Consider the following 13,676-nt stretch of genomic DNA (forward strand, 5'->3'; position numbering starts at 1 on the left):
CGCCCGGTTACATTCCGAACCCGGAAGCTAAGCCTTTCAGCGCCGATGGTACTGCAGGGGGGACCCTGTGGGAGAGTAGGACGCCGCCGAACAATTTTTGAGTGAAAGCCCTGTCGGGAACTTCGGTTCCCGGCAGGGCTTTCTCGCGTTTATGGGGGCGAGTGAACAGCGGTTGGACGGCGGCGGCCCCAGGTTTGGGGGAGGCGATGGGGCACGGGCTGCGGAGGGCGGCGCCGGTGCCCGGGTGTCCTCAGCCGGCCGGGAAGTGCTGTGGCCAGCGGGCTCGGGCCTGCTCCTGGGAGCGGAGCAGGGCCAGGGTGGGCATCCCCTGCTCGCTGCCCGTACCCAGCAGCCCGGGGAGCTGCGGCAGGGGAGCGACCCGTGCGACATCGTCGAGGACGACGGTAAGTGGTGGGTCGAGCCGACCGGCGGATGACCGTTCGGCCATGCTCCGGCCGTGCTCGACCACGCTCGAGGCGAGTGCGGTGAGGAACGGCATCGCACCCGGATGGGTTCGCGGATCTTCGATCGCTTCACCCATGACGTAAAGCGTTCCCCCTTCGGCGATGAATGACTCCAGTGCGAGCGATTCAGCCCGAGTCGGGTTACACGCGTTGCGGATGTGGACGGAGGAGAGCGCCGACAGGGCACGGGCCGTCAGCTGAAGGGCCATGTCCCGGCGTTCGGGGTGCGCGGTGAGCGTGGCCTCCAGTTCGCCGGCCGAGCCGGCGGCGGCGCCGCGATTCGTGCGCAGGATGCGGACCGGTTCGTGGGCGGAGGTGCCGGAGGCCCAACGGTGTACCTGGCGGATGGCACGGCCGTCGACGGCCGCGGCGTGCAGCCAGCAGCGCAGCAGGGTCTCCGCGGCGTCCGCGGTGGCGGAGTCGAGAGCGTGCTGCGGCCGTACCGGGGCGAGCAGCGCGGTCGCGCGCAGCGCGGCCGTCTCGCGGGCCTCGCAGCCGCTGACGGGTGACCAGCGGAGTCGGACGGGCGTGTCGAGCTGCTGTCCGGGGTCGTAGACGTGCGTGGGGCCGAGTTTCCCGCGGGCGTCCTTGGTTTCCGTCCAGAGCGCCGGTTCCGAGCTGACGACCAGGAGAGGGCCTTCGGCGTCGGCGATGGCACGAAGGGCGAGCCGGCGGCGGTCATCGGCGCCGTCGAGGCCGAGGAAGTGGAGGCCGCGGGGGGCCCGGGTGAGCGGCTCGACCGCTGGGGTCGGGGCCGGGGCGGGAAGGCCGGGAGTACGAGTCGCGGAGACAGGGGTGCCGGGCGGCGGCGCCACTCCGGCGGAAGAGACGCCAACGGCCGTCGTGGTGCCGGGGTCCGGGAGCTCCGGGCTGCCTGGAAGACCCGGGGCTCCGGTGTAGGCCGGTGCGGCGTTCTGCTGGTCGTACGGGGGGCCCGGGGGCGTTGGGCCGGGCAGGGCCGCTCTCCGGGCGGTAGCGGGTGCTTCGTGACCCGCGTGGGCTGCTGTTGTGTCGTACGGAGTACCCGTGCCGGTGAGGCCGGCGGCGTCCGGGGCGTGATGGCTCGGGATGCCGGGGCCGGCCGGTGGCATGGCGGCGCCGGTGGGGGTGTCTTCCGGGTGGGCCGGCGGGTTGGGGCCGGCCGGGGGTCTGTCCGGTGGGGGCGCTGCCCCGGGGAAGGCGTTCGGGTGCTCTGCGGCGGGGTGGGGAGGGCCGGCGGTGAGGTCACGGAGGGCTGCGTCGCCGGCGCGGTCCTTGGGGCCGTCCGTAGCGTGCGCCCCCTCCGTCGGGTCCGTACGGTCGGTGCGAACCGTGTGGGGCTTGCGGCGCGTGGCGCGCCATCGGGCGACGGTGCCGATGGCGAAGACCGCCAGCACCGTGAGCACCATGACCTCGCCGATGAGGATGCCCCAGAAGAGGCCGGGGCCGGACAGCTCTCCCGCGGCCCCGGGCCAGGCGCCGGCCAGATCGCCCGGCTCCGTCAGCAGGCGCCGCAGGGCGAGGGGAGTCTCCGCGAAGCCGGCGCCCGAGGGCCAGGAACCGTGGGCGAGCAGGCCGGAGATGCCCGCGGCCGCCCAGACCAGCACGGTGAGGGCGACGAGGAAGCCGAGCAGGCCGACGAGCAGGCCGTCGGGGATGCCGCCGGTCCCGGGGCTCCCGCCGCTGCCGCTGCTCCCGTCGTGCCGGGCCCGGCGCTCGGCGCCGTTGTTCCCTCCCGCCATGGTCAGGCCACCGTGGACTCGGAGGAGCCGACCACCTCGTCCTCGAGATGCTGCTCCACGGCCCGTGCCGCACGCTCCTCGGCCTCCGCCTCGGCGGCCTGCTCCAGGGCCAGTGCCTCGTCGCTCAGCGACGACTCCGTCATCGCGCGGTCGGTGTAGACGAGGGGGCGTTCGGACTCGGTGATCAGGTGCTTGACGACCTGCACATTGCCGTTGACGTCCCAGACGGCGATACCGGGGGTGAGGGTCGGGATGATCTCGACGGCCCATCGGGGCAGGCCGAGTACCCGGCCGGTGGCCCGCGCCTCGTCCGTCTTCTGGGCGTAGATGGTGCGGGTGGAGGCCATCTTGAGGATGGCCGCGGCCTCGCGCGCGGCCGCGCCGTCGACGACGTCGGAGAGGTGGTGGACGACGGCGACGAAGGAGAGGCCGAGCCGGCGGCCGAACTTCAGCAGTCGCTGGAACAGCTGTGCCACGAAAGGCGAGTTGATGATGTGCCAGGCCTCTTCTACCAGGAAGATGCGCTTGACCCGGTCGGGGCGGATCCAGGTGTGCTCCAGCCAGACGCCGACGATGGCCATCAGGATCGGCATGGCGATGGAGTTGCGGTCGATGTGCGAGAGGTCGAAGACGATCAGCGGGGCGTCCAGGTCGATGCCGACGGTCGTCGGCCCGTCGAACATGCCGCGCAGGTCGCCGTCGACGAGCCGGTCGATGACCAGGGCGACGTCCAGGCCCCAGGCGCGGACGTCGTCGAGGGCGACGTTCATGGCCTCGGCGGACTCCGGCTTGGGATGCCGGAGCTGCTCGACGATGTCGGTGAGGACGGGCTGGCGGTCGGTGATCGTCCGGCTGACGAATCCGTGGGCCACCTTGAGCGCGAAGCCGGAGCGTTCGTCCAGCGCACGCCCCATCGCGACCTCGATGATCGTACGGAGCAGGGCCAGCTGGCCCGTCGCGGTGATCGAGGGGTCGAGCGGGTTGAGCCGTATGCCGTCGTTGATCGCCGAGGTGGGGTCGAGCCGGATGGGGGTGATCCCCAGTTGCTCGGCGATGAGGTTCCACTCGCCGACGCCGTCCTCGCCCTGGGCGTCCAGGACGACCACCTGCCGGTCCCGGAAGCGGAGCTGGCGCAGGACGTAGGTCTTCTCCAGGGCCGACTTGCCGTTGCCGGACTCGCCGAGCACCAGCCAGTGCGGGGCGGGGAGCTGCTGGCCGTAGAGCTGGAAGGGGTCGTAGATGTAGCCCTTTCCGGAGTACACCTCGCGTCCGATGATCACTCCGGAGTCGCCGAGGCCGGGGGCGGCGGTCGGCAGATACACGGCCTGGGCCTGGCCCGTGGAGGTGCGCACGGGCAGGCGCGTGGTCTCCACCTTCCCGAAGAGGAAGCTGGTGAAGGCCTCGGTCACGGCGGACAGCGGATCGAACACGGCAGGGCCCCTTAACGTCGGATGCCGGTCGCGAAGGGCAACGTGTTCACGAAGGCCCGGTGGTGTTCCCGGTCGCACCACTCCAGCTTGAGATAGGACTTGCCGGCCGAGGCGCGGATGGTGCGCTTGTCGCGCGCGAGCGCTTCCGGGGAGCGGGAGGAGACCGTGATGTAGCCGACGAGGTTGACGCCGGCCGCGCCGCTGGCCAGGTCTTCGCCCCGCTGGTCGAGGCGGCCGTGGGCGGCGATGTCGCGCGGGTCCACGGTGCGGTTCATCTTGGCCGCGCGGCTGGCCTCGGCCTCGTCGTTCGTCTTCTCCGTCAGCATCCGTTCGATGGCGACCTCGGTGGGTTCCAGGTCCATGCAGACGGCGACCGTGCGGATCACATCGGGGGTGTGGACGAGCAGCGGGGCCAGGAAATTGACGCCGACCGGGGTCATCGGCCACTCCTTCACCCAGGCCGTGGCGTGGCACCAGGGGGCGCGGGTGGCCGACTCGCGGGTCTTGGCCTGGAGGTACGTCGGCTCGGTGGCGTCCAGTTCGGCCGGCCAGGCGTTGCGTTTGGTCATCGCCTGGATGTGGTCGATCGGATGGTCCGGGTCGTACATGGAGTGGACCAGGGAGGAGAGCCGCGCCTGGCCCAGCGGCTGCCGGACGCGGATGTCGGCCTCGGCGAGGCGGGCGCAGATGTCGGTGAGCTCGCGGGCCATGACGACGGCCAGCCCGGCGTCCTTGTCGAGCCGGCGCCTGCCGCCCGCCGCGCGGGCGGCGCGGGCCATGGCGTGGGCCTCGGCGGCCAGTTCGCGGTTGTAGTGCATGCAGGCGACGAGGTAGGCCCGGTGCTGCTCGGAGGAGGTGGAGACCATGGACTGGAGCTGGTCGTACGAGTCCTGGAGCCAGGCCGGGGCCCTGCGGTCGCCGCGCCGCTCGACGTCCTTGGCGTGCGCGTCGGGGTCGGCGGGGAGGGTGCGGGCGAGCATCTGGATGCGCGTCACGAAGCCGTCGCCGTTGGCGACGTGCTTGAGGAGCGTGCCGAAACGGTCGACCAGCGCCTCCTGGTCCTCGCTGTCGCGCAGTCCGACGCCCGGGCCCTCGATCTCGATGGCGGCGGTCACGGTACGGCGGTCGGCGTGCAGCAGGACGGCGATCTCGTCCGGACCGAAGGGCGCGGAGAGCCAGTTGATGCGGCCGATGCCGGGGGGCGGGCCGATCTCGACCTCGCGTCCGTCGAGCCGTACGCCGGCCTCGGCGGCGGCGGAGCGGTAGGTGGCCCCGCGCTTCACCTGCCGTTTGTAGGAGCGCCGGATCTCGAACCACTTGTAGAAGGTCCGGTGCTTGTACGGAACGTAGACGGCGGCCAGGGCCAGCGCCGGGAAGCCGGTGAGCAGCGTGATGCGCAGGGACAGCACGGGGACCAGCAGGCCGCACATCATGCCGAGGAACGCGCCGGCGATGATGAGCGCGATCTCACCGGTCTCCCGGTTCTTGCCGATGATCGCGTTCGGGCGGGCCCTGCCGATCAGATACGTGCGCCGCGGCGCGATCGGATGGGACTGGGTCGTCACGCCCGCTCACCTCCTGGGGAATTGCCGGTGGCCCGGTCGCGCGCACGGGGCACGGCCGCGGCCGGTGTGCTGCTGCCCGCTCCACCGGACGAGCCGCCGCGGGAGCTGTGGGCGGCGACGCCGCCGGAGACCGCGGAGGCAGGCCGGGGTTCGGGCCGGGACGGGGCGGGAGCGTCGCCGCCACCGCCGCCGCGGGTGCTGTGGGTCTTGATCCCCTGCTTGACCAGGGCGGCCGGGGAGGAGATCAGGGCGGCGGCCTGGGAGCCGTCGGTGGCCGCCTTGCGGTTGGTGCGGGCGGAGACGATGTCGTCGCCGAAACCGGGGACGAAGCGGTAGATCATCGCGCTGGCGAAGATGGCCAGTAGGATGATGGCGAGGCCGGAGACGACGGCGGAGAAGGCGTTGGGGCCGTCCTCGCTGGCGCTGAGGGCGCCGGCCAGTCCGAGCACGATGACGATGACCGGCTTGACGAGGATGACGGCGATCATGATGCCCGCCCAGCGCCGGACGTGGCCCCACATGTTCTTGTCGACCAGCCCGGCGTAGACGACGACGCCGAGCAGGGCGCCGGCGTACAGGAGCGCGGCCCGGATGACGAGTTCGAGGTAGAGGATGCCCGCGGCGAGCACGGAGACCAGGCTGACGATGATCAGCATGATCGGTCCGCCGCCGATGTCCTCGCCCTTCTTCAGCGCCTCGGCGAAGGAGCCGAAGAAGGTGTTCGTGTCGTCGGAGGTGCCGGAGGCGATCACCTCGGTGAGGCCGTCGGTCGCGGAGACCACCGTGTAGAGGATGAGCGGGGTGAAGGCGGAGGCCAGGACGGTCAGCCAGAGGAAGCCGACGGCCTCGGTGACCGCCTCGGTGAACGGCACTCCGCGGATGGCGCGCTTGGCGACCGCGAACAGCCAGAGGAGGAGGGTGAGCACGGCGGAGACGGCGAAGACGACCGCGTACTGCTTGAGGAACTCGGCGTTGGTGAAGTCGACTTCGGTGGTCTTCTCCACCGCCTCGGAGAGCTTGTCGACGACGAAGGCGGCGGCGTCGGCGCAGCCCTTGGCGAGGGAGGAGAGGGGGTCGAGGGGGTTGGAGAGATTTTCGCCGGGCGTGCGGCCGCCCCCCGATCCGTCTTCCCGCTCACAGAACTCCGCCGCTCCGCCGCGCAGCCCCGTACAGGCGTCACCGTCCTCCGTGGGGCCGGGTGACGGCTCGGCGAACGCCCGGGTTGCCGTGAGGGCGAAGAGGGCCTGCGCACCTGTGACTGCGGCCGCGAAGGTGAGTACGCGGCGGGGATTACCGGGCATAGGTGAATCCTCCGAACCCTTCGACGGCCTCGGCCATCTCTTCGGCCGACGACGCGACCTGGTCACGGCCGACGGGTGCCGGACCGTCCTTCTCCTCGAAGCCGGTCACCTTCCAGTCGTCGTCGACCCACTGGAGTTCGAGAATGTTGGTGTACCAGCCTTCGGTCACCGGGTTCTTGGACCCCTCACCGGCCAGGCCGAACAGCTGGGAGTACCAGACGGCCACGGTGGCGGAGTCGTTCCCGAATTTCTCCGTCTTCGTGCCGACCGGGTTGGCGCGGGCGACGAACGTCATGCCCTCGGGAGCGCTGCCGTCGGGCTCCAAGCCGATGCCGGCAAGGAACTTCTCGCGCGAGTACGCCTTGTCGAGTTCGGCCAGGCGCGCACTCGCCACGCGCGGGCTGTAGACCGCTTCCACGATCTCCCGGCGGGTCTCCGCGTTGAACATCCCGTCCCCGCTCAGCGCCACCGCGTAGTTGGCCGCCGCCGACTCCGCGCCCTGTTCGGTGCGGGGGAAGCCCGTGGCGACGCCGGCCTCGGAGCCTTTCACCGGGCGTTCGCCGGTGGGGGCCGTCGCCCGGGCGGCCGGGCCGCCCTTGCCGCGCTCTCCGGAGCTCTCCCCGCCGCCGTCGCCGCGGTTGGCGAAGGCGATGGCGGCGATCAGCAGCACGACCACTCCGACGACGCCGACGAGGCCGCGCGGGGAGCGGGAGGTGCGCCGTCCGCCGCCGTAGGTGCCGGCGGCCCCCGGCTCGTCGGGCAGCCGGGTGCGCGTCTGATGGCCGCCGGGTCCGCCGCCCGGGTCGCCGCGGTATCCGCCGTCGCCGAGGCTCATGCGGGATACGACCTCTCGGACGCGGCCCGGGGGCACGTGCCGCGGGCAAGGCCGGAAGAGTGGTGGTGCGGCACCGGCCCGGGGGTTTTCCGCCGGGGCGGGGTGTGGTGAGTGGACATCAGAACAACGCAACCTCTGCCGGTGGGCACGACGGACAGGTGGGAAGGGGCACCGGGACGCGCCGCTCCCGTCGAGGGGCCGGGGGAGCGGGCGCCGGGGTCCCGGACGCGCGGGCGGGCCGGGGCGCCGCTACACGGCCATGCCGTAGACGATGGTGAACAGGGTGCCGAGGGAGCCGATGATGAATACGCCGGTGAGCCCGGCGACGATCAGTCCCTTGCCCTGTTCCGCGCTGAAGGTGTCGCGCAGTGCCGTGGCTCCGATGCGCTGCTTCGCCGCGCCCCAGATCGCGATGCCCAGGCAGAGCAGGATGGCGATCGCCATCACGACCTCGATCATGATGCGGGCCTCGTTGCCCAGACTCCCGAACGGCCCCCAGTCGGGAGCGATGCCGCCGATGATGGTGGTGATGTCGCCCTTTTCGGCTGCCAGGAACATGGTGAAAGTCACCGCCCCAGTGGGTAGTTGTGCGCCCCTGCCGGATGGCACGGGTCCGTTCTCTATCTTCGCCGACGATTCCGCCGGTGGGCGTCGCCTTGGTGGCATTTGTTGGCGGATCCCGCGCGGATCTGCGGGAGTTGGACCGCCGGAGGTCACCCGCAGTGCCGGCCGGGCCACCTTTCGTCACTCTGTGTATCACGGTGCGTGACGTCCGGCAACGGCCTTCGACCGGCGATCACTCCACGAAGTGGTCGAACTCACCTGCCTTGACGCCCTTCACCCAGGCATCCCACTTGGCGGGGGTGGTGGTCACGATCTCCTCGGGGCGCGTGCTCTGTCTGATGTGGACCATCCCGTCCGGCCCAACGGCCACCTCGAGGTACTCCTCCTGCCCGTCCTCCACGAAGCTCGGCCGCTGCCAGGCGAGTTCCGGCATGATGTCCTTCCTTGACGTGCCATCGGCCCGGCCCGGCGAACTCCGGTCGCCGGTCCCGGTCTCCCTGGCATGGGACCGCGCCGCCGGTCCCAGGTCAAGGGCGACCCGTGGGTCTGCCTCCGTGACCCCGGCCATGCGCCCGGGTGTTCGAGCGTGACCCCCGGTGCGCCGTCGCGGACACCGGGGGCCCGGCTGTACCGTTCAGCGTCGAACAGCCGCTGGAATCCCGGCTTTTGGGGAATGGTGGAGGCATGCGGAAGGTCTGGCTGGGTGTCGGCGTCGGTTTCGCGCTGATCTCGTGCTTCCTCGGGCTGCTGGTTGTCGGGGTCTACACCGCGGCGTCGAACCTCGTCGGCGGCGGGAGCGTGCGCGGGCTGGCCGAGAACGCCGTCCCGGCGGCGTACCGGGCGCTGGTGGACCAGTGGGGCCGGCGCTGCCCGGCAATCAGCCCGTCCCTGCTGGCGGCGCAGCTGTACCAGGAGAGCGGCTGGAACCCGAAGGCGCAGAGCCCGGCGGCGGCTCAGGGCATCGCGCAGTTCATCCCGGGGACGTGGTCGGCGCACGGCGTGGACGCCAACGGTGACGGCCGGGCCAATGTCTGGGACCCGGAGGACGCCATTCCGTCGGCGGCCCTGTACGACTGCAAGCTGGCCGGTTACGTCAAGGACGCACCGGGCGACCAGACCGCGAACATGCTGGCGGCGTACAACGCGGGCCCGTACGCGGTCCTCAAGTACGGCGGAGTGCCGCCGTACCAGGAGACGCAGAACTACGTGAAGCGGATCACCACCCTCGCCAAGAGCTTCGAGGCGCCGGCGGAGACGGTGCCGGCATCCGGGCAGGCGGCCGGGGCGATCTACTACGCCAAGGACAAGCTGGGGACCCCGTATCTCTGGGGCGGTGACGGCACGGCCGAGGACGGCGGGCGGTTCGACTGCTCGGGGCTGACGAAGGCGGCCTACGCGAGCGTCGGGATCGAGCTGCCGCGGGTGGCCAACGACCAGTACAACGCCGGGCCGCACCCCTCGCGGGACCAGCTGCTCCCGGGCGATCTGGTCTTCTTCTCCGACGATCTGACGGACTCCCGGGCGATCCGGCACGTGGGGATCTACGTCGGCGGCGGCTATATGATCAATGCGCCCTACACCGGCGCCGAGATCCGCTACGACAAGATCGACAGCCCGGACTACTTCGGTGCCACGAGAGTGACCGAGGACGGCGCGAGGGCCCTGCCCCGGCGGGGTTCCGCATAGCGGCGAACGCGGCGGTGGGAGGGCGCGCCGGTGTCGTCCGGCGGCTGCTCTCCGGACCGCCGCTGACGGCCCGTAGAGTGACGGACGATGCCGCGCTCCCGGACTGCCCGCGGTGCCGCGTCGCCGAGCCGCGACGACGGATCACCCTTCGATAACAGCCTGATGGCCGTTGGGTGGAGAGCGGAACACCCGGCCGGTCCCCGCCGTTCTCCGGCCGGGGCAGCGGGAGGCGACTCCTCTTTCTGGCGGGGGCGGCGGAGCGATACGGACATGAGCAAGCGCTAGAGACAAGGGGCCGTGGCACATGGCTGGACTGGAGGCGGGGTCACCGGTGTCGGAGACCACGGGAGAGCCGGGCCCCGACGTGGACCTGCTCTACGACATCAACGGCCTCACGGCCGGCACCCCGCACTGGTTCGACCGGGTCATGGAGTGGACCGGCGAGTACGGCACCGTGTTCGCGCTGCTGCTGCTGGTCCTCTGGTGCTGGTGGTCCGTCAGGAAGCGGGCGGACGCGCCGCTCGCCGTGGCCGGCCTGGTCTGGGCGCCGCTGGCCACCGGCGTGGCGCTGCTGATCAACATTCCGATCCGCAACTTCGTCGAACGCCCCAGACCCTTCCTCGACCACGAGGGCCTCAAGGTCCTCGTGGACGGGAAGACCGACTACTCCTTCGTGAGCGACCACTCCACGATGGCGATGGCGATGGCGGTCGGCGTCTTCGTCGTCCACCGCAGATTCGGGCTGGCCGCCATCTTCCTCGCGGTGCTGGCCGGCTTCTGCCGGATCTACATGGGCGTGCACTACCCGACCGACGTGATCGGCGGCTTCGCGCTCGGCACGGCGGTCACCCTGCTGCTCGCGCCGCTCGCCATGGCCCTGCTCACCCCGCTGGCCCGTACGGTGGCGGGCTCCCGGGCCGGCTGGCTCGTCCAGAGCCGGGCCGCTCGCGCGAGCGGGCGGGACGGCTCGCCGGGCTCGCGCCCGGCGGAGGACCACCGGAGCAACCTCGCGGCCTGAGCCCCGGCGGCCCGGCCCCTCAGCGGTACGGGACCGGCTGCGGCCGTACGAAACCGCTGCGGCCGTACGGAACCGGCGCGTACGGCCCCGGCATCCCGCCGCCGGACCCGGGACGGGCGCGGGGCGGGCACGGGACGGGCACGGACATCCGGCTGTCAGGCCGCCGGCCCGGGCACATCCCGCGCGGCGGCCCCGGGATGCGCCTCGGCGTCCGCCCGCGCCGTGGCGCGGGCCCGTCTCGCGGGACCGGCCCAGCCGCAGGAGCAGCGGGCCAGGGTGAACGCCCCGCGTTCGGTGGTCTCGGTCAGATGGTCCTCATCCCGCCAGGGGCGGTCCTCAGGAGCTTGCCGGCGCACCCGGCCACGGTACCGCCGTAACGGCGGGCCGGGCGCGGTCGTTGGAAAATCACCGAGTCACCGCGGGTTTTCTGGGGGTGCGCAGCCGATGGTGGTGCAGTGGCGCGGGCGCGGGGCCGGAGCCGGAGCCGTCGCTCTCGGTCTGGCGGCCGGCCTGACGGCGGGCTGTTCCGGTCCGGGGACGGTGGCCGCCGACGAGCGGTCCGCCGCCCGCCATCTCGCCCAGGTGCAGCGCACCGCGGATGTGCTGGTGCGGTCCGGGAGTTCCCGGGCCCGCACGTCCCTGGAGACGGCCAACGGCGGTACCCGGGTGACCATCCGCGGCACGGGCGGTTTCGACTACGGCGCCCGGCTCGGCCGGCTGAAGGTCGTCCTGCCGGCGGACGCGGCGGGTGAGACGGAGCACCGGCCGGTCACCGAACTCCTCGCCCCCGGCGAGCTGTATCTGAAGAACCGCGGCGCCGGGGTGCCCGCCGACAAGTGGGTGCGGATCCACACCGCCGCGCTGGCCGACGGGAATCTGGTGACGGGCGGCGCGACGAACCCGCTGGCCGCGGCCGAACTCCTGCGCGGCGCCCGCGAGGTGCGGTACGTCGGTGAGGCCCGGGCGGAGCGGGACGGCGCGCTCGTCCGCCACTACCGCGGCACGGCGGACATCCGCCGGGCCGCGGAGAAGGCGGCCCACGTGCGCGGGGCCCTTCTCGCGGCGGCGCGCGGTTTCCGCACCCGTACGGTGCCGTTCGACGTCTTCCTGGACGAGCGGGGAAGGCTGCGGAAGGTCCGGCACCACTTCACCTTCTCGCGTCAGGCCCCGGGGGGCGGCGCCGAGCTGCGGATCGTCTCCACGACCGTGCTCTACGGTTTCGGGGCCCGGGTGGACGTGGAGCTGCCGCCGGAGCGGGACATCTACTCGGGTGCGGTCGCCGTGACCGGTGCCTGAGGGTCCTCCCGCGGTCCCGGATGCGCCGGGGGTGCGCCCGGCGCACGGGCGGGGGTACCCGGCGGGGCGGGGGTAAATGGTCCGTCCGTGCCATGCGCGCTGTGTGTCCGGCTCCCTACGCTGGGCTGTGCGCGAGGACGAGCGGTCGGAGCTCGTGGAGGAGGAGGTGACACGGGTGTCGATGTCCTGCCATATCACCCGGAGGGTTCAGGACCATCTGGCCCTCGCCGAGATCGAGCTGTGCGGGGAGCTGATGATCGCGGCCTCGGCGTCGGTGGAGGAACGGCTCAGCCCGGACCGTATCGACGAGGTGCTGAAGGTGGGCGGGAAGCCGCCGGGCCGGCGGGGCCGGCGCATCGCGCCGCGGGGCGACTGATCCCCGTCCCCGGCACGTTCCCCAGCACGTTCCCCGGCACGCCCCCGGGCGCGCCCCCGGGTGGGTTCGCCACGGGCGCACCCGTGGCCCCCGGTGCGGCGCCGCGGGCACCCTCCGGGCCCGGAAGGCTTCCCATGCGCCGCCCCGGGTGCTCCCCGGCGTTCCGCCCCGCCTGCGCCCTCGTGCACGCCCGCGTGGGCGCCGTCCCGCGCCCGCCGTTCCGCCGCGTCTCTCAGGTGCGCAGCAGGCGGGCGATGGCCGCGGTGGCCTCGGCGACCTTGGCGTCGATCTCCGGGCCGCCCTCGGCGGCGGCCGCGGCGACGCAGTGCCGCAGGTGCTCTTCGAGCAACTGGAGCGCGAAGGACTGGAGCGCCTTGGTGCCGGCGGAGACCTGGGTGAGTATGTCGATGCAGTAGACGTCCTCCTCGACCATCCGCTGGAGGCCGCGGACCTGGCCCTCGATCCGGCGGAGCCGCTTGAGGTGCTGGTCCTTCTGCTCGCTGTAGCCGTGCGGGCCGGTCTCCGTGACCGTCATGGCGTCCTCCCGTGGTGGCGCGAGGCGCTCATGGCCTCATCGGTGGTGGAACCGGGCAAGGTGCCGCGGAACCGGCGCAACCGGCATATATACCCCTGCCCGGTATAGGGTACCGGATTTGCCGCCGGATTCCCGGACTCCCGGGTGGGTACGCTGTCCGATGGCCGGACCGAGGACGACCGGCTACCCGTGGCCGGATCGAGGCGCTTAGCATCGGCTCCGGCCGACATCCGATGCATGCACCCCAAGGAACCCGACGTGCGCTTTCGTCTGACCCCCCGGGAGACGAGCTTCTACGACATGTTCGCCGCCTCCGCGGACAACATCGTCACCGGCTCGAAGCTCCTGATGGAACTGCTCGGCGCGGAGCCCGCCGGACGGAGTGAGATCGCCGACCGGATGCGTGCCGCGGAGCACGCCGGGGACGATGCCACCCATGCCATCTTCCACCAGCTGAACTCCTCCTTCATCACCCCGTTCGACCGCGAGGACATCTACTCCCTGGCCTCCTCGCTCGACGACATCATGGACTTCATGGAGGAGGCCGTCGACCTGGTCGTCCTGTACCAGATCGAGACGCTGCCGAAGGGGGTCGACCAGCAGATCGAGGTGCTGGCGCGGGCCGCGGAGCTGACGGCCGAGGCGATGCCCAACCTCCGCACCATGACGAACCTCACCGAGTACTGGATCGAGGTCAACCGTCTGGAGAACCAGGCCGACCAGATCCACCGCAAGCTGCTGGCCCAGCTCTTCAACGGCAAGTACGACGCCATGGACGTGCTGAAGCTCAAGCAGATCGTGGACGTGCTGGAGGAGGCCGCGGACGCCTTCGAACATGTGGCCAACACCGTCGAGACCATCGCGGTCAAGGAGTCCTGACCCCCG

The 13,676-nt window shown here is 71.9% G+C and carries 14 protein-coding genes and 1 rRNA gene; 6 read left to right on the forward strand and 9 right to left on the reverse strand.

Annotated features, from left to right (window positions below):
- Nucleotides 1-92: ribosomal RNA gene (rrf, locus tag IF83_RS31290) — 5S ribosomal RNA — on the forward strand; the annotation flags it as partial.
- A 158-nt stretch (nt 93-250) separates the two neighbouring features.
- Here the strand turns inward: rrf and IF83_RS0119560 are convergent.
- The 7 genes from IF83_RS0119560 to IF83_RS0119590 form a co-directional block, all read right to left on the reverse strand.
- Entirely contained in the window at nt 251-2,185 is a 1,935-nt protein-coding gene (locus IF83_RS0119560) for a hypothetical protein (protein WP_244177133.1), read from the reverse strand.
- 2 nt (nt 2,186-2,187) lie between these two features.
- Nucleotides 2,188-3,615: an ATP-binding protein gene (locus tag IF83_RS0119565; RefSeq protein WP_030545877.1), complete on the reverse strand. Its 1,428-nt coding sequence runs from the start codon at nt 3,613-3,615 to the stop codon at nt 2,188-2,190.
- Between the two features lie 11 nt (nt 3,616-3,626).
- Nucleotides 3,627-5,180 carry an SCO6880 family protein gene (locus IF83_RS0119570; RefSeq protein ID WP_030545878.1) on the reverse strand — a complete coding sequence of 518 codons (1,554 nt, stop codon included), beginning with the start codon at nt 5,178-5,180 and terminating at the stop codon, nt 3,627-3,629.
- Nucleotides 5,177-6,481: a hypothetical protein gene (locus tag IF83_RS0119575; protein WP_030545880.1), complete on the reverse strand. Its 1,305-nt coding sequence runs from the start codon at nt 6,479-6,481 to the stop codon at nt 5,177-5,179. Before IF83_RS0119575 ends, IF83_RS0119570 begins: the two co-directional genes overlap by 4 nt.
- A complete protein-coding gene (locus IF83_RS0119580) occupies nt 6,471-7,316 on the reverse strand; it encodes a hypothetical protein (RefSeq protein ID WP_030545882.1) in 846 nt (281 codons plus the stop codon). The genes IF83_RS0119575 and IF83_RS0119580 overlap by 11 nt, the downstream gene beginning before the upstream one ends.
- A 249-nt stretch (nt 7,317-7,565) precedes the next feature.
- On the reverse strand, nt 7,566-7,874 hold the full coding sequence (locus IF83_RS0119585) for a hypothetical protein (protein ID WP_019707132.1): 309 nt from the start codon (nt 7,872-7,874) through the stop codon (nt 7,566-7,568).
- Between the two features lie 238 nt (nt 7,875-8,112).
- Nucleotides 8,113-8,313, reverse strand: coding sequence for a DUF397 domain-containing protein (locus IF83_RS0119590; RefSeq protein WP_030545885.1), 201 nt, complete (start codon nt 8,311-8,313; stop codon nt 8,113-8,115).
- A 251-nt stretch (nt 8,314-8,564) separates the two neighbouring features.
- Here IF83_RS0119590 and IF83_RS0119595 point away from each other — a divergent pair, with 251 nt between their 5' ends.
- Nucleotides 8,565-9,566 carry a bifunctional lytic transglycosylase/C40 family peptidase gene (locus IF83_RS0119595; RefSeq protein ID WP_030545887.1) on the forward strand — a complete coding sequence of 334 codons (1,002 nt, stop codon included), beginning with the start codon at nt 8,565-8,567 and terminating at the stop codon, nt 9,564-9,566.
- A 304-nt stretch (nt 9,567-9,870) separates the two neighbouring features.
- The gene (locus IF83_RS0119600) at nt 9,871-10,584 is read left to right on the forward strand and encodes a phosphatase PAP2 family protein (RefSeq protein WP_030545889.1); all 714 of its coding nucleotides are present in this window, start codon (nt 9,871-9,873) and stop codon (nt 10,582-10,584) included.
- Between the two features lie 155 nt (nt 10,585-10,739).
- Here the strand turns inward: IF83_RS0119600 and IF83_RS30450 are convergent, their stop codons facing one another.
- The gene (locus IF83_RS30450; protein WP_037680571.1) at nt 10,740-10,940 is read right to left on the reverse strand and encodes a hypothetical protein; all 201 of its coding nucleotides are present in this window, start codon (nt 10,938-10,940) and stop codon (nt 10,740-10,742) included.
- 88 nt (nt 10,941-11,028) lie between these two features.
- Here IF83_RS30450 and IF83_RS0119610 point away from each other — a divergent pair, with 88 nt between their 5' ends.
- Together IF83_RS0119610 and IF83_RS0119615 are read left to right on the forward strand one after the other, a co-directional pair.
- Nucleotides 11,029-11,880 (forward strand): SCO4651 family lipoprotein, encoded by an 852-nt coding sequence (locus IF83_RS0119610; RefSeq protein WP_030545892.1) that lies wholly within the window; start codon nt 11,029-11,031, stop codon nt 11,878-11,880.
- Nucleotides 11,881-12,061: 181 nt separating this feature from the next.
- Nucleotides 12,062-12,256: a hypothetical protein gene (locus tag IF83_RS0119615; RefSeq protein ID WP_030545893.1), complete on the forward strand. Its 195-nt coding sequence runs from the start codon at nt 12,062-12,064 to the stop codon at nt 12,254-12,256.
- 232 nt (nt 12,257-12,488) lie between these two features.
- Here the strand turns inward: IF83_RS0119615 and IF83_RS0119620 are convergent, their stop codons facing one another.
- Nucleotides 12,489-12,791, reverse strand: a complete 303-nt coding sequence (locus tag IF83_RS0119620; protein ID WP_030545895.1) for a metal-sensitive transcriptional regulator — start codon at nt 12,789-12,791, stop codon at nt 12,489-12,491.
- A 258-nt stretch (nt 12,792-13,049) separates the two neighbouring features.
- Here IF83_RS0119620 and IF83_RS0119625 point away from each other — a divergent pair, with 258 nt between their 5' ends.
- Complete coding sequence (locus IF83_RS0119625; protein ID WP_030545898.1) at nt 13,050-13,670, forward strand: DUF47 domain-containing protein; 621 nt, start codon at nt 13,050-13,052, stop codon at nt 13,668-13,670.
- The last annotated feature ends 6 nt before the right edge of the window (nt 13,671-13,676 follow it).

The sequence above is a fragment of the Streptomyces albus subsp. albus genome (genome assembly GCF_000719865.1).
Lineage (GTDB): Bacteria > Actinomycetota > Actinomycetes > Streptomycetales > Streptomycetaceae > Streptomyces > Streptomyces albus_E.